Origin of the sequence: Rhizobium sp. BG4 (genome assembly GCF_016864575.1) — a bacterium.
Lineage (GTDB): Bacteria > Pseudomonadota > Alphaproteobacteria > Rhizobiales > Rhizobiaceae > Rhizobium.
The window spans coordinates 2,050,092-2,068,594 of sequence record NZ_CP044125.1; the positions used below are offsets into that span (position 1 = coordinate 2,050,092).

Consider the following 18,503-nt stretch of genomic DNA (forward strand, 5'->3'; position numbering starts at 1 on the left):
CAATGGAGCGATGGAGATCTCAGGAGACGGACGATGAAATACATGGCGCTGATCTACATGGACCCGAGCACCCGCACGCCGCCGGATTCTCCGGAATTCGGCAAGATGATGAGCGGCTATGCGACGGCGACCGAGACCTACAAGAGCGATGGCATCTGGGTCGCCGGCGATGCGCTGCAGCCGGTAACGACCGCGACCACCGTCAGGGTGCGCAACGGCAGGACCGAGACCATGGACGGTCCCTTCGCCGACACCAAGGAGCAGCTCGGCGGCTTCTACATCTTCGACTGCGACAATCTCGATGACGCCATCAAGTATGCGGCGATGATCCCGCATGCGGCGATGGGCTGCGTCGAGGTGCGGCCGATCATGGTCTTCGACCGCTGATGAGCGAGGTTCCGGCCGCCGCCCCGATTGCCGAAGCGATCGACAGGATCGCCCGGCGCGACGGTGGCCGTCTCCTCTCCAGCCTGGTGGGCTCGCTGCGGGATTTCCAGCTGGCCGAGGACAGTTTACAGGATGCGCTGGAATCCGCGCTCATCCACTGGAACCGGAACGGCCTGCCGGCCTCGCCGAATGCCTGGCTGGTGCAGGTGGCCCGCCGCAAGGCGATCGACCGGCTGCGGCGCTCGGCCAATTTCCGGCAGAAGTCGGTGGAGATTGCCCATCTGATCGAGCTCGAAAATGCGTCCCCGGTCTTGGATGAGGCCGATCCGATCGGCGACGAGCGATTGAAGCTGATCTTTGCCTGCTGCCATCCGGCGATCGATCGGAAGACCTGCGTGGCGCTGACCCTGCGCTCCGTCTGCGGGCTGAAGACCGAAGAGATCGCCGATGCCTTCCTCGACCGGCACGATGCGATGGCGCAGCGGCTGGTGCGCGCTCGCGACAAGATCGCCAAGGCGGGTATAGCCTATGAGGTGCCGGGACCGGATGGCTGGCCAGCGCGGCTCGAAAGCGTGCTCGCCGTCGTCTATCTGATCTTCAATGAAGGCTATGCCTCCGGCAGCGGCAACCATATCCGCGCCGATCTCTGCGACGAGGCAATCCGCCTCGGGCGGCTGCTGACGGCGCTGCGGCCGGATGAGCCGGAGATCGAGGGGCTGCTATCGCTGATGCTCCTGCACCATGCCCGGCGTGCGGCGCGGATCGGTGAGGGTGGCGGGATACTCACGCTCGAAATGCAGGATCGCAGCTTGTGGGATCGCGCGGTCATAGACGAGGGTGTTGCGTTGATCGAGCGGGCGCTCAAGCGGGGCTGTCCGGGACCCTATCAGCTACAGGCGGCGGTTATCGCCGTGCATGCGGAGGCGCGGAGTTTCGCAGACACGGATTGGCGGCAGATCGCCCTGCTTTATGGTGAGCTGGCCCGCACCGCCGATAACCCGGTCTATGAACTGAACCGGATCGTCGCGCTTTCCTATGTCGAGGGGGCGGGTGCCGCGCTCGGGCGCCTGAAGCCGATCGCCATGGCGCTGGTGCAATATCAGCCCTTCCATGCCGTACAGGCGGATCTTTTAGCGCGCGATGGCCAGATCGACCAAGCGAGGCTTGCTTATGCGAGGGCCATCGAGCTCTCGCAGTCGGATGCGGAAAAGCTGTTCCTGAAACAGCGGCTGAGCGAGATCGCCTAGCGGCCCTGCGTCATGAAGATCTTCACGGCGAAGATCGAGAAGACGCCGGCGAAGGTATAGTCCATGCCGCGCAGGACTTTCCTGTTGTTCTGCAGCCATGTCGCCAGTCCGTCGGAGGCGAGCACGACGAGCGCGTTCACCGGCATTCCGATCAGGATGAAGAAGAAACCGAGGAACAGCAGCTTATGGGTTACTGCCGGGTCGCCGGCGGTGACGAACTGCGGCAGGAAGGTCATGAAGAAGATGATGACCTTCGGGTTCAGCAGGTTCACCCAAAAGCCGCTGGAGATGTTGGAAAGCGGTGTGCCCTTGGCTTCATCGACCTTGCCGACGGTCAGCTTTGAGCCAAAACGGATCGCCTGGACAGCAAGCCACAGCAGATAGGCGGCGCCACCGGTCTTGAGGATGAGGAAGGCGGTGGGCGAGGCGGTGATCAGCGCCGAGATGCCGAAGGCGACGAGCATGGTGTGAACGACGATGCCGAGGCTGGTGCCGAGGACGACGTAGAGCGCCGGCTTCTTGCCCTGCGACAGCGCGCGGCTGATCGAGAGCGTCATGTCAGGCCCCGGCGTTGCCGCCAGAAGCAGGCTCGCAGCGGAAAAGGCAAGAAGCGTCGGCAGGGTCGGAAGGAAGTCCATGGCACACTCTGAAAGCCGGAAAGGGAATTGCCTTTCTCTTACCCGGCTTTCAGGAAATTACCAATCAAACCTTCTGATGCGGCCGATCGCTTCGGCTTACTTGCCTTCGAGATAGGCCTTGAACTTGTCGGCATAATCCTTGTGCCAGCGCGACAGTGGCGGGCGGTTCTCGATGATATCGCCGATCGCCCAGGCCATGCGGCGCTCGTCTACCGGGCGGGCAACATCATTGTCCGGGCAGAGGATGTAGAAGTCGCCCTTCTCAAGGCTCTCGACCATGAAATCGACCGTCTGTTCCGGCGTCCAGGCCGCAGCCGGCTTTTCGGCGCGGTCGCCTTTGGTGAGACCCGTGAAGACGAAGCCGGGGATCAGGAGGTGAGCCGAGATCTGCGAACCTTCGGTGTTGCGCAGCTCGTGTTCCAGCGCTTCGGTGAAGACCTTCACGGCGGCTTTCGAGACGTTGTAGGCCGGATTGCCGGGCGGCGTGGTAATGCCCTGCTTGGAGCCGGTGTTGATGATCAGGCCGGGTTCGCCGTGCTTGGTCATGGCAGCGCCGAAAGCGCGGGTGCCATTGATGACGCCCATCATGTTGACGCCCAGGATGTTGTCCCAGCCGGCGTCGGCGCTGAAGATCGAGGTTTCAGGCCCGATACCGGCATTGTTCATCAGCACGTGGACGCGGCCGAAGCGCTGGATGACAGCCCGCTCCAAGGCTTCAAGAGCCGCCTTGTCGGAAACGTCGGTCTCCGCGGCAAGCACATGTTCCTCACCGGCGATGGCTTCAAGCTCGGCACGCGCCTTGGCCAGTTTTTCCTGGCCGAGATCGGCGATCACGACGCTCATGCCCGCCTTGGCAAAATGCTTTGCGGCCGCCAGCCCGATACCGGAGGCGCCGCCGGTAATCACGGCGACATTCGACTTCTTGAAAATCTCTTGAATATTGGCCACGGGATAGCTCCTCCTCGGGCGGTGTCTGGACGCAGGCAGATATGGGGGTGTATTTCTTCCTGTCAAACACTATCCGCGACACCCGAGCGGCGCTGCTTGCCCTTGCGTCGTGTGACAATCTCGCTAAAAGTGCCCGCGACAACGGGCTTTGCGGGTATGCCGCCGCCCATATGCAACGGACCTCATCATCATGGCATCTAAGAAAGACGTGAAGAAAGTCGTGCTTGCCTATTCGGGCGGCCTCGACACCTCGATCATCCTGAAGTGGCTGCAGACCGAGCTCGGCGCCGAAGTCGTGACCTTCACGGCCGATCTTGGCCAGGGCGAAGAGCTGGAGCCGGCGCGCAAGAAGGCCGAGATGCTCGGCATCAAGGAAATCTATATCGAGGACGTCCGCGAAGAATTCGTGAAGGACTTCGTCTTCCCGATGTTCCGCGCCAATGCCGTCTATGAAGGCGTCTATCTACTTGGCACGTCGATCGCCCGTCCGCTGATCTCAAAGCACCTGATCGACATTGCCCGCAAGACCGGCGCCGATGCGATCGCCCATGGCGCCACCGGCAAGGGCAATGACCAGGTTCGTTTCGAACTCTCCGCCTATGCGCTGAACCCCGACATCAAGATCATCGCTCCCTGGCGCGACTGGTCGTTCAAGAGCCGTACCGATCTTCTGGCATTTGCCGAGCAGCACCAAATCCCGGTTGCCAAGGACAAGAAGGGCGAAGCGCCGTTCTCCGTCGACGCCAACCTGCTGCATTCTTCGTCCGAGGGCAAGGTTCTGGAAGATCCGGCTCAGGAAGCGCCTGAATACGTGCATATGCGCACGATCTCGCCGGAAGCCGCTCCTGACAAGGCGACCGTCATCAAGGTCGGCTTCAAGAAGGGCGACGCCGTCTCGATCAACGGCGTTGCCATGTCGCCGGCGACCCTGCTCGCCGCGCTCAACAACTATGGCCGCGACAACGGCATCGGCCGTCTCGACCTCGTCGAAAACCGCTATGTCGGCATGAAGTCGCGCGGCGTCTATGAAACGCCCGGTGGTACGATCCTGCTGGCTGCGCACCGCGCGATCGAGTCGATCACCCTCGACCGCGGCGCTGCGCATCTCAAGGACGAGATCATGCCGCGCTACGCCGAGCTGATCTATTACGGCTTCTGGTTCTCGCCGGAGCGCGAAATGCTGCAGGCCCTGATTGACAAGAGTCAGGAGCATGTCGAGGGCGAAGTGACGCTGAAGCTCTACAAGGGCAATGTCATGGTCATCGGCCGCGAGAGCGACAAGTCGCTCTATTCCGACAAGCTGGTCACCTTCGAGGACGACCAGGGCGCTTATGACCAGAAGGACGCCGCCGGCTTCATCAAGCTCAATGCGCTGCGTCTGCGCACGCTCGGCAAGCGCAATTTGAAGGGCTGATTGCAGCTCTACCGCTTTTCGAAAGGCCCGCCTTGTGCGGGCCTTTTTCGTTGGCGCGCCGGGCCCTTGACGGCATTGCGCTTTGGCATAGTCTGCGCACACCATCCGCGGAGCATTCCATGACGCAGTCGCTACTTCTCGGCGCCTTTCTGGCAGCCCTTTTCTATGTGCTCATCCCTGGTCCGGCCTTCCTGCAGCTGCTCGGCATCGGTGCCGGGCAGGGACGCAAGGCAGGCGCGTTTTTCCTGATGGGCCATCTGGTCGGCGACACGATCTGGTCTGCCCTGGCGCTGATCGCCATCGTCGGCGCGAAGATCATCGGCACCTTCGTCTTTGATCTTCTCGGCCTGCTCTGCGGCTTCTATCTTGCCTGGATCGGCTGGAGCGCCGTCAGCGCCAAGCCCAAGGCCGACGGTCAGGCGCTTGTCGTGGTCGAGCGTCCGTTCCGGCGCGGCCTGATTTTTGGCGTCACCAACCCGAAGGGTTATCCGGTCGCGCTGGCGACGTTCACCGCGCTTGTCGCGGGTTCGTCTGGCGCGCTGGATTTCGCCGCCCTGCCGCTGATGCTCTGTGTGTCCTTCGTCGGCTTTGTCACTGCCGACATCATCTTGGTGACGATCATCGGTGCCGGTGCGGTGCGCCGGTTCTATCGCGCCCATGAGCGCCTGATCGTCCGTTGCTCGGGCGTGCTGTTCATGGGCTTTGCAGTCCAGGCCCTATGGCATGCGACGCCTGGCCTGCTCGGCTGGCGGAAGGCCTGATCAATCAGCTTCCGATGAAATCGACGATCGACTGCAGCGTCTTCGCGCCATTGGAATCGCCGAGCGATTTCGCGATCTGCAGCTGATTGTCGTAATAGTCACGGAAATTGAAGGCCGTGCCGTCGGTGACGCCCGTCAGATCCAGAATATTGCCCTGTGCATCGATAGCGTGCATCGGCAAGGGTTCGGAGATGGCCGCGTAGGTCTGCTGATCGAGCGCGCCCGAATCGTAGCTCTGGCGCGCATAGCTGCGCAATTCACCCGGGCTGACCGATGTGAAGTCAGGGCTATCTGCAGGTTTGTCGTCCTCCAGCCTGAAGCCGGTTTGTGCAGACGTGCCAGTATCGAATTCAATATCAGAGGTCTTCGAAGACTTTGCGTTATTATCGCTGTTTTTAAAAAGCAAACTCTGAGAAGACCGCATAGAAAATATTTCCATGACCCATGTCCCCTTACGAAAAGAGTAAGAGGAAACTAGCCTTTGGGCCGCGGCGGTGCAATCGTTAACAATTAGTTAATTTTCGTCTATCAGTTCTTGTGGATCAATTCTTTGGTGACCGGCAAAAGACGAATTTGATCAGCAACATACCAATGCCGCGATGCGTCACCTATATTGCCTTTCACCTGCCTTGCGTAAAAGGATCTCAGCATGCCTTCCACACCAGAATTCAATCCGGCGCTCGTCAACTGGAACGGGCATCACGGCCTGCCGCGCTTCGATGCGCTCAATGACGGCGATTTCGCCGCCGCCTTCGATGCGGCGCTTGCGTCTCATGAGAAGGAGATCGATGCGATCGCCGGGAATCCGGATGCGCCGACTTTCGAGAACACCATCGTGGCACTGGAAATTGCCGGCGATGAGCTTTCGCGCGTCTCGGTATTGTTCTGGAACCGGGCCGGTGCGCATACCAACGAGGTCATCCAGGCGCTGGAGCGGGAGATATCGCCGAAGATGTCCCGGCACTATTCGAAGATCGGCATGAATGCCGCGCTTTTCGCCCGCATCGATGCACTCTGGGAAAAGCGCGAAGAGCTCGGCCTGTCGCTCGAACAGACGCGCGTGTTGGAGCGGCATTGGAAGGGCTTCGTCAAGTCCGGTGCCAAGCTGCCGAAGCCGGAGCAGGAGAAGCTCGCCGGCATCAACGAGAAGCTGGCCGGCCTCGGCACCAATTTCGGTCAAAACGTGCTCGCCGACGAGAAGAGTTGGTCGCTCCTTCTCTCCGACGGGCGGGATCTTGATGGCCTGCCTGAATTCCTCAAGGATGCAATGGCAGCTGCAGCGCGCGAGCGCGGCGAAGAGGGCAAGTTTGCCGTCACGCTGTCGCGCTCGATCATCGAACCGTTCCTGACCTTCTCTGAAAAGCGCGATCTGCGCGAGCAGGCCTTCAAGGCCTGGGCCGCCCGTGGCGAGAATGCCGGTGCCACAGATAATCGCGGCATCATCAAGGAAACGCTGGCGCTTCGCAAGGAAATGGCCGCGCTTCTCGGCTACGGCAATTTCGCCGAGCTGAAGCTTGACAACACGATGGCGAAGAAGCCTGAAGCCGTCGACGAGTTGCTGCGCGCCGTCTGGACGAAGGCTGTGGGGCGTGCCCGCGAGGAAGAGGCCGATATCGCCAAGCTGATTGCCGAAGATGGCAAGAACCATGAGGTGATGCCCTGGGACTGGCGCTTCTACGCCGAGAAGATCCGAGCGCAGAAGTTCAATTTCTCTGAGACCGAGCTCAAGCCCTATCTGCAGTTGGAGAAGATCATCGAGGCCTGCTTCGATGTTGCGAACCGTCTGTTCGGCATCCGCGCCGTCGAGAAGAAGGGCATTGCCGCCTACCATCCGGATGTGCGCGTGTTCGAGATCCGCGATGCCGGCGACACGCTGGTGGCACTGTTCCTCGGCGATTACTTTGCCCGCGGCTCGAAGCGCTCGGGCGCCTGGATGAGCTCGTTCCAGTCGCAGCACAAGCTGACGCTGAAGAACGGCAACAAGGGCGAACTGCCGATAATCTACAATGTCTGCAATTTCGCAAAGCCTGCCGAAGGCAAGCCCGCGCTGCTGTCGCTCGATGATGCGCGCACGCTGTTCCACGAATTCGGCCATGCGCTGCATGGCATGCTCTCCAACGTGACCTATCCGTCGGTCTCTGGCACCGGTGTTTCGCGCGATTTCGTCGAGCTCCCCTCGCAGCTTTACGAGCACTGGCTGACGGTGCCCGCGATCCTCAAGCAGTATGCGGTACATTTCGAAACGGGCGAGCCGATGCCGCAGGCGCTGCTCGACAAGGTTCTGGCGGCGCGCACCTTCAATGCCGGTTTCAACACGGTGGAGTTCACCTCCTCGGCGATCGTCGACATGGAATTCCATACGCGCGATGCGGTCGATGATCCGATGGCGGTCCAGGCCGAGGTGCTTGCCGAGCTCGGCATGCCGAAGTCGCTGGTCATGCGTCATGCCTCGCCGCATTTCCAGCATATCTTCTCGGGCGGTTATTCGGCCGGCTACTATTCCTACATGTGGTCGGAAGTGCTCGATGCGGATGCATTTTCCGCCTTCGAGGAAACCGGCGATGCCTTCAATCGCGAGATGGCGGCGAAGCTGAAGGACAACATCTATTCGACCGGCGGCTCGATCGATCCCGAGGATGCCTACAAAGGCTTCCGCGGCAAGTTGCCGAGCCCGGATGCGATGCTGATCAAGAAGGGGCTCTCGACCTTCAAGGAATTGTCCGGCAGCGACGCGTAACAAAACTGTCGCCGAAGTTTCGGCAAACCGTCATGCGGTCTTCAAGCGACTGACATGACGGGTGCTCAAGGCTGGGGCGGGACGATTCGATCCCGCTCCTGAAGGGCCTTGGGATGATCTTGAAGGAAACGACGCGCCGCCGGTTCCTGACATCGGTGGGTGCAGTCGGCGGCTTTGCGGCGGCAAGCCTGGCAATGCCATATTACGCCCGCGGCTCGTCGAGCCGGCCGGTCTTTACCTCGGGCGTGCAATCGGGCGATGTCGATGCGGCCTCGGGTGTCGTCTGGACGCGGGTCGACCGGCCGTCGCGGCTGTTCATCGAATATTCCACCACAGACAAGTTTGCCAACGCCGTCAGGCTCGCGCCCTTCGACGTGACGCCGGAGACCGATCTTACCGGCAAGCTGCTGGTGACCGGTCTGCCGCCGGATCAGGAAATCTTCTATCGCTTCGTCGCGGCCGATCTGCAGGACATCAACAGCCGTTCCGAGCCCATTCGAGGCGAGTTCCGCACCGCGCCGGTCTCCAGACGCAATATCCGCTTCGTGTGGTCGGGCGATACCGCAGGGCAGGGATGGGGCATTGATGACGAGGGGATGCGGACCTATCAGACGATCGCCTATCACCGGCCGGATTTCATGATCCATTCCGGTGATACCATCTATGCCGACAACCCGATCCCCGATGAGATCGTGCTCCGCAGCGGCGGGGTCTGGAAGAACCGGATCGTCACCGAGGAAAAGCGGACGATCGCCCAGACGCTTCCCGAGTTCCGTGGCCAGTGGAAATACAATCTGCTTGACGAGCATGTGACGGCGCTCAATGCGATCTGCCCGGTCTTCCATCAATGGGACGACCATGAGGTTCTCAACAACTGGTCGCCATCGACCGATCTCAGCGCCGATGACCGCTACAAGGAAAAGTCGGTCGCTGTGCTTGCGGCGCGCGCCAGCCGCGCCTTCCATGAAATGACGCCGATCCGCTATGTCGCCGCGGAGCCCGGCCGCATCTACCGCAAGGTCTCCTATGGCCCGCTGCTCGATGTGTTCTTCGTCGATCTCCGCTCCTATCGCGGACCCAACGCGCATGGTCTCGATGAAGAACTGATGCCGCAGTCGCGGATTTTCGGCGAGGCGCAGGTCGCGTGGCTGAAGCGCGAGCTGGCGCGATCGACAGCGACATGGAAGGTGATTTCCTGCGATCTGCCCATCGGCCTGGTGATCTGGGACGATTACGGCAAACGCCGGGGCAGCGAATCCATCTCGAATGGCGACAATGACGCGCCGCTCGGCCGCGAGTTGGAATTTGCCGATCTGCTGCGTTTCATCCGCGACGCGGCGATCGGCAATATCGTCTGGCTCACCGCGGATGTGCACTACACCGCGGCGCATTATTACGATCCGGGCAAGGCGAAGTTCCAGGATTTCCTGCCATTTTGGGAGTTCGTATCCGGACCGCTCCACTCCGGCACATACGGGCCTCAGGAGCTCGATGGCACGTTCGGGCCGGAAGTGCGCTTCATCAAGGCGGCACCCGGCGGCATCGAGTCCAACCTGCCGCCATCATCAGGCATGCAGTTCTTCGGCGTCGTCGATATCGATGGGCAAAGCGAGCAGATGACGGTGCGGCTGATGGACCGCGACGACAACGAATTGTGGCGGACGGTGATCGACCCGCAACGTACGAGTTAACCTTGGAATGGCGCTTCGGACCTCTTACCCCTTTCGCAATCGCGAAAAACACTGTATGAGCGCGCCAAACGTAATAGGCGCCTCCCTCCGACGTAGCGCCCCAGCCTCAGAGATTTGACACAATGGCACTTCGCAACATCGCGATTATCGCGCACGTTGACCATGGCAAGACGACACTGGTGGACGAGCTGCTCAAGCAGTCCGGCTCCTTCCGTGAGAACCAGCGCGTTGCAGAACGCGTCATGGACTCCAACGACCTCGAAAAAGAGCGTGGCATCACCATTCTCGCCAAGGCGACCTCGGTCGAGTGGAAGGGTGTCCGCATCAACATCGTCGACACCCCCGGCCACGCCGACTTCGGCGGTGAAGTCGAGCGTATTCTCTCGATGGTGGATGGCGCGATCGTTCTCGTCGACGCTTCCGAAGGCCCGATGCCGCAGACGAAGTTCGTCGTCGGCAAGGCGCTGAAGGTCGGCCTTCGCCCGATCGTCGCGATCAACAAGATCGACCGTCCGGATGGCCGCCACGAAGAAGTCATCAACGAAGTGTTCGACCTCTTCGCCAACCTCGACGCGACCGACGAGCAGCTCGATTTCCCGATCCTCTACGGTTCGGGCCGCGATGGCTGGATGAACGTCAACCCGGAAGGTCCGAAGGACCAGGGTCTCGCACCGCTTCTCGACCTCGTGCTCGAGCATGTTCCGGAGCCGACGGTTCACGAAGGCCCGTTCACGATGATCGGCACGATCCTCGAAGCCAACCCCTTCCTCGGCCGTATCATCACCGGCCGCGTCAATTCCGGCTCGATCAAGCCGAACCAGGCCGTCAAGGTTCTGCATGCCGATGGCAAGACCATCGAAACCGGCCGTATCTCCAAGATCCTCGCATTCCGCGGTATCGAGCGTCAGCCGATCGAAGAAGCGCATGCAGGTGACATCGTCGCGATCGCCGGCCTCTCCAAGGGCACCGTCGCTGACACGTTCTGCGACCCGTCCGTCAGCCAGCCGCTGCAGGCTCAGCCGATCGACCCGCCGACCGTCACCATGTCCTTCATCGTCAACGACAGCCCTTACGCTGGCACCGAAGGCGACAAGGTCACCTCGCGCGTCATCCGCGACCGTCTGTTCAAGGAAGCCGAAGGCAACGTTGCGCTGAAGATCGAAGAGTCCTCCGAAAAGGATTCGTTCTTCGTTTCCGGCCGCGGCGAACTGCAGCTGGCCGTTCTCATCGAAACCATGCGCCGTGAAGGCTTCGAGCTTGCCGTATCGCGTCCGCGCGTCGTCATGCACAAGGACGAAGCGACCGGCCAGATGCTCGAGCCGATCGAAGAAGTCGTCATCGACGTCGATGAAGAACATTCCGGCGTCGTCGTTCAGAAGATGTCTGAGCGCAAGGCTGAAATGACCGAGCTGCGTCCGTCGGGCGGCAACCGCATTCGTCTGAAGTTCCTGGCGCCGACGCGCGGCCTGATCGGCTACCAGTCGGAACTGCTAACCGACACGCGCGGTACGGCCGTCATGAACCGCCTGTTCCACGACTACCAGCCGTACAAGGGCGAAATCGGCGGCCGCGTTAACGGCGTTCTGCTCGCCAACGAAGCCGGCGAAGCCGTTGCCTACGCCCTGTTCAACCTGGAAGATCGCGGCCCGATGATCATCGACGCCGGTGAGAAGGTCTACATGGGTATGATCATCGGTATCCACAGCCGTGACAACGACCTCGAAGTCAACGTTCTCAAGGGCAAGAAGCTGACCAACATCCGCGCCGCCGGCAAGGATGAAGCCGTCAAGCTGACGCCGCCGATCCGCATGACGCTGGACCGCGCTCTCTCCTGGATCCAGGACGACGAGCTGGTCGAAGTGACGCCGAAGTCGATCCGTCTGCGCAAGATGTATCTCGACGCCAACGACCGCAAGCGGTTCGAAAAGTCGAAGGCAGCGCTCTAAGCCGTGCTCAAACAGATCAAACCCCGGCCTTGCGCCGGGGTTTTTTATGTGTGGTCCGCCGATTCCGGCTTGTGACAATGGTTAAAAAAGCGTTAAATTTTTTCCATCGTCCACATGTTAAGTCTGTGGGCAATCAGCCAGGCCGCGTGATGGCATATGGTTAATTGTCCGCTGAAGGACCAGAGTAGCGTTATGAAGACGTTGTCGATCGATGTTCGGCGGGCTGAGCCGCATGATGCCCGCGCCATATCGGAGGCGCATCGCCTTGCGTGGCAGCACACATATGCCGGCATCATTCCTCACCGTGCTCTGACACAAATGATCGAACGCCGCGGCGAAGGCTGGTGGCGCAAGGCCACCAGAGGCCCAGCAACGCTGCTGGTTCTCGATGTGGCCGGAACGGTCGCCGGTTACGCGACGCTCGGCCTCAACCGTGCCCGTGCTCTTCCCCAGGAAGGCGAAATCTACGAGCTTTATCTCCGCCCGGAATATCAGGGCATCGGTCTCGGCCGGATGCTGTTTGGAGAAGCGCGCCGGTTGCTGAAGTCGCTCGGCTGCAATGGCCTGGTCGTCTGGTGCCTGGAAGATAACGAGAATGCCAGCCGCTTCTATCGCGGCCATGGCGGGCTCGATTTCTGCGAAGGCATGGAAAACTTCGACCACAAGCAGCTGAAGAAGATCGGCTTCATCTGGAACTAGCGGCACTGCCGCTTATGGCAGCCTCGCTGCCTGGCCACGGATCACTCCGTCGGCATCGATCAATTGCCAAACCGTCACGTTCGCGATCGGAAAGCGCTTGCCCGATTTGCTGATCCTGATCCCCTCGTAATTGTCGACATAGCCCTTCTCGGCAACCTGCCGCAGGAAGTTCTCCCGTGCGGCGCGTTCCGGCGCTTCGGCGGACAGTCTCGACGGCAGCGCGGTCAGTTCGTCCCAGCTATATTCGAAGCGTCGCTGCGCGTTCCTGTTGCCATAGACGAAGACCGGATCGGGTGCGGTGTCATGCGCCAGCAGGCCGAACGGCGCGTCCTCGTAGAGCCAGCGGATGCCTTCCTGTCTGGTCAGTTCCGGCGGCACGAGATCCTTGCCGGTGATGCGGCGGTAGCTGCCGGTGAGGAGATCGAAAAAGTCGTCGCTTTCGTAAAGATACATGGCCATCTGCTTGCAATATGAGATCTGAAAAGCCCAACTAATCCGGACAATGCGACCGGTTTGTGGCCTCGCCGGTCATTGCCCTGGTGATCCCCGAACTTCGCTGTTGGTGGCGAACTCTATTAGCCAAAACGACGGAAGATGCGGCCTGACATGTTGCGTTGCGAAGAGATTCTGATTATCTGGCAGCCGGAAACCATCCTATATTAGGGGACACTGATGCGCATCGACGCCATTTCCATCGGCAACAACCCACCGGAAGATGTCAACGTTATCGTTGAGGTTCCGGTCGGCGGCCATCCCATCAAGTACGAAATGGACAAGGACGCCGGCACCCTCGTCGTCGACCGCTTCTTGTACACGCCGATGACCTATCCGGGTAACTACGGCTTCGTGCCGCACACACTGTCGGAAGACGGCGACCCGATTGACGTGCTGATCGCCAGCACCCGTCCGCTGGTTCCGGGCTGTGTCATCAACGTGCGCCCGATCGGCGTTCTGATGATGGAAGACAATTCCGGCAAGGACGAGAAGATCATTGCCGTTCCGTCGCCGAAGCTGACGCTGCGCTACGAGAAGGTGAAGGAATATACCGATCTTCCCGACATTACGCTGAAGCAGATCGAGCACTTCTTCGAGCACTACAAGGATCTGGAGCCTGGCAAGTGGGTGAAGATCTTCGGCTGGAAAGGTTCGAAGGAAGCCGGCGAACTCATTCTCGAAGCCGTCGAGCGCGCCAAGAAGGTAAAGTAAGCTCAGGCTTTCGTAAAGGCTTTCAGCTTTTCGATCAGATCCTCCGTATCGCCTTCGATGCGGAGGATTTTTTTGCGCGATGTTTCGCCGGAAATGAAGGCGACGGCCGATTTCGGCACGCGCAGAGATTTAGCGAGAAGGGCGATCAGCGCCTTATTCGCCTTGCCGTCTTCCGGCACGGCGCTGACGCGCGCCTTCAGCTGTCCCTCGCCGTCCAATCCATCGATCGCGTCGCGGCCGCCATTCGGGGTCAGCCGCACCGTCAGCCTGAGATGACCGTCATGAACGGTCCAGGCGGAGCTCACGCCACCAGCGGGAAAATGGTGTTCCACATGAAGGAGCGCAGGAAGAAGATGATCAGCAGCAGGATGATCGGCGAGATGTCGATGCCGCCGAGATTGGGCAGCACGCGGCGGATCGGGCGCAGCACCGGTTCGGTGACATTGTAGAGGAACATCCCAACCGAGTTGACGAACTGGTTGCTGGAATTGATGACGTTGAAGGCGTAGAGCCAGGAGAAAATGGCACTCGCAATAAGCACCCAAGTGTAAAGATTCAAAGCCAAATCAATGGTTTGAAAAAGGGCAATCATCGTCGTCTCCAGTTCGTTGTTGACAGACATGTAGCTATTGGCGACTAAACGGGCAAGTGCCGTGTCTTAACGCGCGGTGAATCATGTTTAATGGGCGCGTTTGAACTGTACCGCGCGGCCCGATTTCCTTGGTTGCCCCCAATGTCTTTCTCGTCCACCGGAGACCGTTTTGCCGCGTTCCGGCATTCTTCCTACACCCGGTTCTTCTTCGCGAAGTTTCTGCTTTCCTTTTCGCAGCAGATCCTCAGTGTCGCGGTCGGCTGGCAGATGTATGACCAGACGCGGAGCGCCATCTATCTCGGCCTGATCGGCCTGGTACAGTTCCTGCCGTCGCTGCTGTTGATCCTGATCACGGGATCGGTCGCCGATCGCTACAATCGCCGCGCCATCGCTTCGATATGCTCGCTGGTCAGCGCTCTTTGCACGCTGGCGCTGCTGATCATGACGGTGACGGGCACTTTCTCGCCGATCCCGGTTTTCATCGTGCTGTTGGTTTTCGGCATCGAGCGCGCCTTTGCAGCACCTGCCGTGCAATCGCTGGCGCCGAACTTGGTGCCGGAGAAGGATCTCTCCAACGCGATAGCCTGGAACTCCTCCTCCTGGCAGCTGGCGGCGATCACCGGCCCGGTGCTCGGAGGTCTGCTCTACGGCGTCGGCGCGACGACGGCCTACACGGTCTCGGTCATCTTCGCGGTGCTTGGCGCTATCCTGCTCTTCATGATCCCGAAGCCCGCCCAGCACAGCGCCGGCGAAGCAAAGAGCTGGGACATGATCCTCGGCGGCTTCCGCTTCATCAAGGCGGACAAGGTGGTGCTCGGCGCGATCTCGCTCGACCTGTTTGCCGTGCTGCTCGGCGGCGCTACGGCGCTGATGCCGATCTATGCGCGCGATATCCTGACGCTAGGTCCCTGGGGGCTCGGTCTTCTGCGCTCGGCGCCCGGCGTCGGCGCGATCGTGATGGCGCTGTTCCTGGCAGCCTATCCGATGAAACACCGGGCTGGATTCTATATGTTCATGGGCGTCGGCCTGTTTGGTATCGCGACGATCGTCTTCGGCGTCTCGACCCACACCTGGACCTCGATCGCCGCGCTGGCGATCATGGGGGCCGCAGACATGATCTCGGTCTATGTGCGCGAGAGCCTGATCGCGCTCTGGACGCCGGACGAGCTGCGCGGTCGTGTCAACGCCGTCAACATGGTCTTCGTCGGTGCATCGAACGAGCTCGGCGAGTTCCGGGCAGGCACGATGGCGCATACCTTCGGCGCGGTGCCTGCCGTTGTCATCGGTGGTCTGGGGACACTTGCCGTTTCGGTGATCTGGGCGATGAGCTTCCGCCAGCTGCGGCAGATCGATACGCTCGATGCACCTATGCGCTCAGCGTCGCCGGCATAGAGAGCGGCGCGCCTTTCGCCGTCTTGCCCTCAAAGACGATATCGAGGAACTCGTTCAGCCACGCCTTCAGCGGCGCATCAAAGAGCATGCGTCCCTCAAGGTGCTCGCGGCCCTGCTGGGCGTTCGGTAGGATAAAGCGGTGGGCGCCGTGGACGACCCAGCGGTGCATCATCACCCGCGTCAGCTCGGCATGAAACTGCAGCGCCCAGGCGTTCTTGTTGTAGCGGAAAGCCTGGTTCGGATAGGCATCACCTTCCGCCAGCAGCTCGGCGCCACGCGGCAGATCGAAGCCTTCGCGGTGGAAGTGATAGACCATCTTCGGCCAGTGCATCAGCAGCCGGCCCTTTTCCGTCGGGCGCAGCGGATACCAGCCGATCTCCGTCGAACCGTCGGGGTTTGATTGCACCTTGCCGCCGAGATGGCGCACCAGCATCTGGGCGCCGAGGCAGATGCCGAGGAACGGACGGTTTTCCTTGAGCGGCACGTCGAGCCAGTTGATCTCCGCCTTGACGAAATCTTCCGGGTCGTTGGCGCTCATCGGGCCGCCGAAGACGACGGCGCCGGCATGTCCGTCAAGCGTCGACGGCAGCTTGTCGCCCAGCACCGGACGGCGCATGTCGAGGCTGTAGCCCTTCTCGACCAGCAGCTGGCCGACGCGGCCGGGGCTGGATTGTTCCTGATGCAGGACGATGAGGACGGGTCGCTTGTCGCGTTTTACCGGGCGCTCAATCTGCATCGTCTTGCACCACGACCGTATCGGTCACCCGGGCGGCGGCCTCCTGGCGCTTCTGGATGCGCTCGCGGGAGGAGACGCCGAGCAGATCGGCGATCCGCCAGATGACGTGATCCTCCATCTCGCTGCGCTCGCCATCGGCATAGACGATGTCCCAGAGGATGCCGATCAGCTCGAGCCGCTGCTCGGTGTTCAGATGGCGTTTCAGGTCGGAGGTGAAGCGATAGTAGTCGACGGCGCTGCTTTCGGCCTCGAGGCCAGCGGCGATCACGGCATCGAGCTGCTTGCCGTCGAGCCCGTACTGCTCCTTCAGCAGCTTGCGCAGCCGCTTCTTCTCGCTGTCCTTGATCTGGCCGTCGGCTTCCATGACCTGCATGCAGAGCGCGGCAACGGCAATGCGCGGGTCATCGGGATCGAAACCCTTCCTGCTCCCGTCTGCCGTGAGGTTGTGGAAGAATGCCTGAAAGCGTTCGAACATGCGGTTTTCGTTCCATCTCAGAAAAGGCGGAGCCGTGTCTTGGGTTCCGTATCCACCTTGGTGTCGCGAACGCCTGGATCATCAGGCATTCCATAATATGGTTTCGGTTCGGGCGGGCGTGAAGGGGAGGCCGCCTCGGCAGGCTTGGGCGCCGGAGCGGGCTTCGGAGGGGCCGCGGGTGCCGGGGCCGGGCGAACGGCTTCGGCGATCGTTGCGGCGCGTTCCAGCTCGATGATGCGGTGATCGCTCGCCGGTGCTTCCTGGCGATGTTCGCGAACTGGCGGCAATGTTTTGAGTGCCGTGTCGATCGACGTGGCAGAGCCTTCCTCGACCGGGCCTTCCAGCTGGCCGAACGGCGCCTTCCACTCGAAGGCGTCGAGACGGCCGGTGACCGGCGAGAGCGGCAACCACTTGTCGGAAACGAAGCCATCGGCCACCCAGGCCGGATCACGCGACGCCTTCAGCGCCTGCGCCAGCCAATGGCGCACACGGCCCTGATCGCCGGTCTCGGCCTCCTCGATATCGGCAAGCAGCAGGAAAGCGGCTTCGCGTGGCTGCATGCGGGCGGCTGCTTCCGCCTTGGCGCGGGCCTTGGCGAAGTTTTGCGCGTCGAGAGCGGCTTGCGCGACGACGAGCAGCGACTCGACATTGTTCGGGCGGATGGCTTCCAGCTTGTCGGCACGTTTCAGCCGGTCGATCACGGAATCACCGCTGCGGGCCAGCACATAGACGCGGCCGATCTCGGGATGCGGATTGGTCTTCCAGGCCTGTTCAAGGATCGAGGCCGCCTTGCGCAGCTTGTCTTCGCGGAAAAGCGCCTTTGCGGCAATGATCGCGGCCGGTTCGAAATCGGCGATCAGCTTCAGCGCATGCAGGGCATCGTCGCGGGCGCCTGCCGGATCGCGGTCCAGCTTGTCGCCGGCGCGTGCCGTCAAAAGCACGGCGCGCAGGCGGTCACCGTCATGCTTGTCGACGACGCGGGCGGCTTTCTGCTGGTCGAGCAGGCGGATCGCATCGTCCCAGCGTCCGGCCTGGCTGCGGGATTCCAGGGTCGCCTGAGCGGCCCAGGGGAGATAGGGCGCGTTGTCAGCAGCCTCCTCGGCATATTGGCGGGCAGCTTCGTTGGCGCCAAGGCGCTTGGCTTCGAAATAGAGGCCGCGGAGGCCGAGCTCGCGGGTTTCGGGATCGTTGGCCATGGCTTCGAACTTGGCGCGGGCCTCGTCGTGGCGGCCTTCGATCAATGCTGCCTGTGCTTCCAGGAGATTGATCAGCGGTTCCTGATCGGCGCGGATGAGACCGCGCGAACGGGCCGCCATCTTGCGGGCGAGAAGCGCATTGCCGGCGCCGGCGGCAATCAGGCCGGTCGAGAGCGCCTGATAGCCGCGGTCACGCTTGCGGGCGCGGAAATAGCGGGTGACGGAATGCGGCGAGGTCCAGATCGTGCGGATCAGCCACCAGCCGATCATCACGAGAGCAATGAGCGCGATCAGGCCGCTGGCGGCAACGATCAGCTTGGTCTGGTAGAGCTGGCCTTCCCAGATCAGCGACAGGTCGCCGGGACGATCGGCAAGCCAGGAGAAGCCGTAGCCAAGAACGAGAACGAGCAGGGCGAAGATGACGAGCTTGATCATCGG

At 61.3% G+C, this 18,503-nt stretch carries 19 protein-coding genes; 10 read left to right on the forward strand and 9 right to left on the reverse strand.

The features are described from left to right. Positions 1-33 precede the first annotated feature (33 nt). Both F2982_RS10470 and F2982_RS10475 read left to right on the forward strand, forming a co-directional pair. Positions 34-387 (forward strand): YciI family protein, encoded by a 354-nt coding sequence (locus F2982_RS10470; protein WP_203427772.1) that lies wholly within the window; start codon positions 34-36, stop codon positions 385-387. After that, the gene (locus F2982_RS10475) at positions 387-1,634 is read left to right on the forward strand and encodes an RNA polymerase sigma factor (protein WP_203427773.1); all 1,248 of its coding nucleotides are present in this window, start codon (positions 387-389) and stop codon (positions 1,632-1,634) included. The genes F2982_RS10470 and F2982_RS10475 overlap by 1 nt, the downstream gene beginning before the upstream one ends. Here the strand turns inward: F2982_RS10475 and F2982_RS10480 are convergent. Both F2982_RS10480 and F2982_RS10485 read right to left on the reverse strand, forming a co-directional pair. Beyond that, a complete protein-coding gene (locus tag F2982_RS10480) occupies positions 1,631-2,272 on the reverse strand; it encodes a LysE family translocator (protein WP_203427774.1) in 642 nt (213 codons plus the stop codon). The genes F2982_RS10475 and F2982_RS10480 overlap by 4 nt on opposite strands. 96 nt (positions 2,273-2,368) lie before the next feature. Then, complete coding sequence (locus F2982_RS10485; protein ID WP_203427775.1) at positions 2,369-3,220, reverse strand: SDR family NAD(P)-dependent oxidoreductase; 852 nt, start codon at positions 3,218-3,220, stop codon at positions 2,369-2,371. 190 nt (positions 3,221-3,410) lie between these two features. Here F2982_RS10485 and F2982_RS10490 point away from each other — a divergent pair, with 190 nt between their 5' ends. Together F2982_RS10490 and F2982_RS10495 are read left to right on the forward strand one after the other, a co-directional pair. Next, positions 3,411-4,634 carry an argininosuccinate synthase gene (locus tag F2982_RS10490; RefSeq protein WP_130283245.1) on the forward strand — a complete coding sequence of 408 codons (1,224 nt, stop codon included), beginning with the start codon at positions 3,411-3,413 and terminating at the stop codon, positions 4,632-4,634. A 119-nt stretch (positions 4,635-4,753) separates the two neighbouring features. Next, positions 4,754-5,395, forward strand: coding sequence for a LysE family translocator (locus F2982_RS10495; protein WP_112718431.1), 642 nt, complete (start codon positions 4,754-4,756; stop codon positions 5,393-5,395). Positions 5,396-5,399: 4 nt separating this feature from the next. Here the strand turns inward: F2982_RS10495 and F2982_RS10500 are convergent, their stop codons facing one another. Beyond that, entirely contained in the window at positions 5,400-5,834 is a 435-nt protein-coding gene (locus F2982_RS10500; protein ID WP_130283249.1) for a hypothetical protein, read from the reverse strand. Between the two features lie 210 nt (positions 5,835-6,044). Between F2982_RS10500 and F2982_RS10505 the strand changes: the two genes are divergently transcribed. The 4 genes from F2982_RS10505 to F2982_RS10520 all read left to right on the forward strand — a co-directional run bounded on the left by F2982_RS10505 (position 6,045) and on the right by F2982_RS10520 (position 12,468). Continuing rightward, entirely contained in the window at positions 6,045-8,132 is a 2,088-nt protein-coding gene (locus tag F2982_RS10505) for a M3 family metallopeptidase (RefSeq protein WP_203427776.1), read from the forward strand. Between the two features lie 113 nt (positions 8,133-8,245). Further along, positions 8,246-9,823, forward strand: coding sequence for an alkaline phosphatase D family protein (locus F2982_RS10510; protein WP_203427777.1), 1,578 nt, complete (start codon positions 8,246-8,248; stop codon positions 9,821-9,823). Positions 9,824-9,945: 122 nt separating this feature from the next. Further along, the gene (typA, locus tag F2982_RS10515; RefSeq protein WP_112718439.1) at positions 9,946-11,769 is read left to right on the forward strand and encodes a translational GTPase TypA; all 1,824 of its coding nucleotides are present in this window, start codon (positions 9,946-9,948) and stop codon (positions 11,767-11,769) included. A gap of 192 nt (positions 11,770-11,961) precedes the next feature. Further along, complete coding sequence (locus F2982_RS10520; RefSeq protein ID WP_112718441.1) at positions 11,962-12,468, forward strand: GNAT family N-acetyltransferase; 507 nt, start codon at positions 11,962-11,964, stop codon at positions 12,466-12,468. A 12-nt stretch (positions 12,469-12,480) separates the two neighbouring features. Here the strand turns inward: F2982_RS10520 and F2982_RS10525 are convergent, their stop codons facing one another. Beyond that, complete coding sequence (locus tag F2982_RS10525) at positions 12,481-12,921, reverse strand: MEKHLA domain-containing protein (protein WP_203427778.1); 441 nt, start codon at positions 12,919-12,921, stop codon at positions 12,481-12,483. A gap of 219 nt (positions 12,922-13,140) precedes the next feature. Here F2982_RS10525 and ppa point away from each other — a divergent pair, with 219 nt between their 5' ends. Beyond that, the gene (gene ppa, locus F2982_RS10530; RefSeq protein WP_203427779.1) at positions 13,141-13,674 is read left to right on the forward strand and encodes an inorganic diphosphatase; all 534 of its coding nucleotides are present in this window, start codon (positions 13,141-13,143) and stop codon (positions 13,672-13,674) included. Between the two features lie 2 nt (positions 13,675-13,676). Here the strand turns inward: ppa and F2982_RS10535 are convergent, their stop codons facing one another. Both F2982_RS10535 and F2982_RS10540 read right to left on the reverse strand, forming a co-directional pair. Next, positions 13,677-13,979 carry a DUF167 domain-containing protein gene (locus F2982_RS10535; protein WP_130283257.1) on the reverse strand — a complete coding sequence of 101 codons (303 nt, stop codon included), beginning with the start codon at positions 13,977-13,979 and terminating at the stop codon, positions 13,677-13,679. Then, positions 13,976-14,266, reverse strand: a complete 291-nt coding sequence (locus tag F2982_RS10540) for a YggT family protein (RefSeq protein WP_112718505.1) — start codon at positions 14,264-14,266, stop codon at positions 13,976-13,978. The genes F2982_RS10535 and F2982_RS10540 overlap by 4 nt, the downstream gene beginning before the upstream one ends. Before the next feature lie 141 nt (positions 14,267-14,407). On the opposite strand from F2982_RS10540, the gene F2982_RS10545 reads away from it, so the two are divergent. Then, a complete protein-coding gene (locus F2982_RS10545) occupies positions 14,408-15,658 on the forward strand; it encodes an MFS transporter (RefSeq protein ID WP_203427780.1) in 1,251 nt (416 codons plus the stop codon). Here the strand turns inward: F2982_RS10545 and F2982_RS10550 are convergent. Genes F2982_RS10550 through F2982_RS10560 form a run of 3 tightly spaced genes read right to left on the reverse strand, consistent with a single transcriptional unit; the run spans position 15,633 to position 18,500 of the window. Further along, a complete protein-coding gene (locus F2982_RS10550; RefSeq protein WP_112718451.1) occupies positions 15,633-16,394 on the reverse strand; it encodes a glutamine amidotransferase in 762 nt (253 codons plus the stop codon). The two genes, F2982_RS10545 and F2982_RS10550, sit on opposite strands and share 26 nt — an antisense overlap. Continuing rightward, on the reverse strand, positions 16,384-16,869 hold the full coding sequence (locus F2982_RS10555; RefSeq protein WP_112718453.1) for a TerB family tellurite resistance protein: 486 nt from the start codon (positions 16,867-16,869) through the stop codon (positions 16,384-16,386). Before F2982_RS10555 ends, F2982_RS10550 begins: the two co-directional genes overlap by 11 nt. 17 nt (positions 16,870-16,886) lie before the next feature. Further along, positions 16,887-18,500 carry a heme biosynthesis protein HemY gene (locus F2982_RS10560; RefSeq protein WP_203427781.1) on the reverse strand — a complete coding sequence of 538 codons (1,614 nt, stop codon included), beginning with the start codon at positions 18,498-18,500 and terminating at the stop codon, positions 16,887-16,889. Positions 18,501-18,503: the final 3 nt, after the last annotated feature.

What these genes read in the sequence shown, in the direction of transcription:
- F2982_RS10490 (WP_130283245.1), top strand. Translation starts at nt 3,411, where the DNA reads ATGGCATCTAAGAAAGACGTGAAGAAAGTCGTGCTTGCCTATTCGGGC.
- F2982_RS10470 (WP_203427772.1), top strand. Translation starts at nt 34, where the DNA reads ATGAAATACATGGCGCTGATCTACATGGACCCGAGCACCCGCACGCCG.
- F2982_RS10555 (WP_112718453.1), bottom strand. Translation starts at nt 16,869, where the DNA reads ATGTTCGAACGCTTTCAGGCATTCTTCCACAACCTCACGGCAGACGGG.
- F2982_RS10525 (WP_203427778.1), bottom strand. Translation starts at nt 12,921, where the DNA reads ATGTATCTTTACGAAAGCGACGACTTTTTCGATCTCCTCACCGGCAGC.
- F2982_RS10500 (WP_130283249.1), bottom strand. Translation starts at nt 5,834, where the DNA reads ATGGAAATATTTTCTATGCGGTCTTCTCAGAGTTTGCTTTTTAAAAAC.
- F2982_RS10560 (WP_203427781.1), bottom strand. Translation starts at nt 18,500, where the DNA reads ATGATCAAGCTCGTCATCTTCGCCCTGCTCGTTCTCGTTCTTGGCTAC.
- F2982_RS10475 (WP_203427773.1), top strand. Translation starts at nt 387, where the DNA reads ATGAGCGAGGTTCCGGCCGCCGCCCCGATTGCCGAAGCGATCGACAGG.
- F2982_RS10495 (WP_112718431.1), top strand. Translation starts at nt 4,754, where the DNA reads ATGACGCAGTCGCTACTTCTCGGCGCCTTTCTGGCAGCCCTTTTCTAT.
- F2982_RS10550 (WP_112718451.1), bottom strand. Translation starts at nt 16,394, where the DNA reads ATGCAGATTGAGCGCCCGGTAAAACGCGACAAGCGACCCGTCCTCATC.
- F2982_RS10520 (WP_112718441.1), top strand. Translation starts at nt 11,962, where the DNA reads ATGAAGACGTTGTCGATCGATGTTCGGCGGGCTGAGCCGCATGATGCC.
- F2982_RS10480 (WP_203427774.1), bottom strand. Translation starts at nt 2,272, where the DNA reads ATGGACTTCCTTCCGACCCTGCCGACGCTTCTTGCCTTTTCCGCTGCG.
- ppa (WP_203427779.1), top strand. Translation starts at nt 13,141, where the DNA reads ATGCGCATCGACGCCATTTCCATCGGCAACAACCCACCGGAAGATGTC.
- F2982_RS10540 (WP_112718505.1), bottom strand. Translation starts at nt 14,266, where the DNA reads ATGATTGCCCTTTTTCAAACCATTGATTTGGCTTTGAATCTTTACACT.
- F2982_RS10545 (WP_203427780.1), top strand. Translation starts at nt 14,408, where the DNA reads ATGTCTTTCTCGTCCACCGGAGACCGTTTTGCCGCGTTCCGGCATTCT.
- F2982_RS10510 (WP_203427777.1), top strand. Translation starts at nt 8,246, where the DNA reads ATGATCTTGAAGGAAACGACGCGCCGCCGGTTCCTGACATCGGTGGGT.
- typA (WP_112718439.1), top strand. Translation starts at nt 9,946, where the DNA reads ATGGCACTTCGCAACATCGCGATTATCGCGCACGTTGACCATGGCAAG.
- F2982_RS10505 (WP_203427776.1), top strand. Translation starts at nt 6,045, where the DNA reads ATGCCTTCCACACCAGAATTCAATCCGGCGCTCGTCAACTGGAACGGG.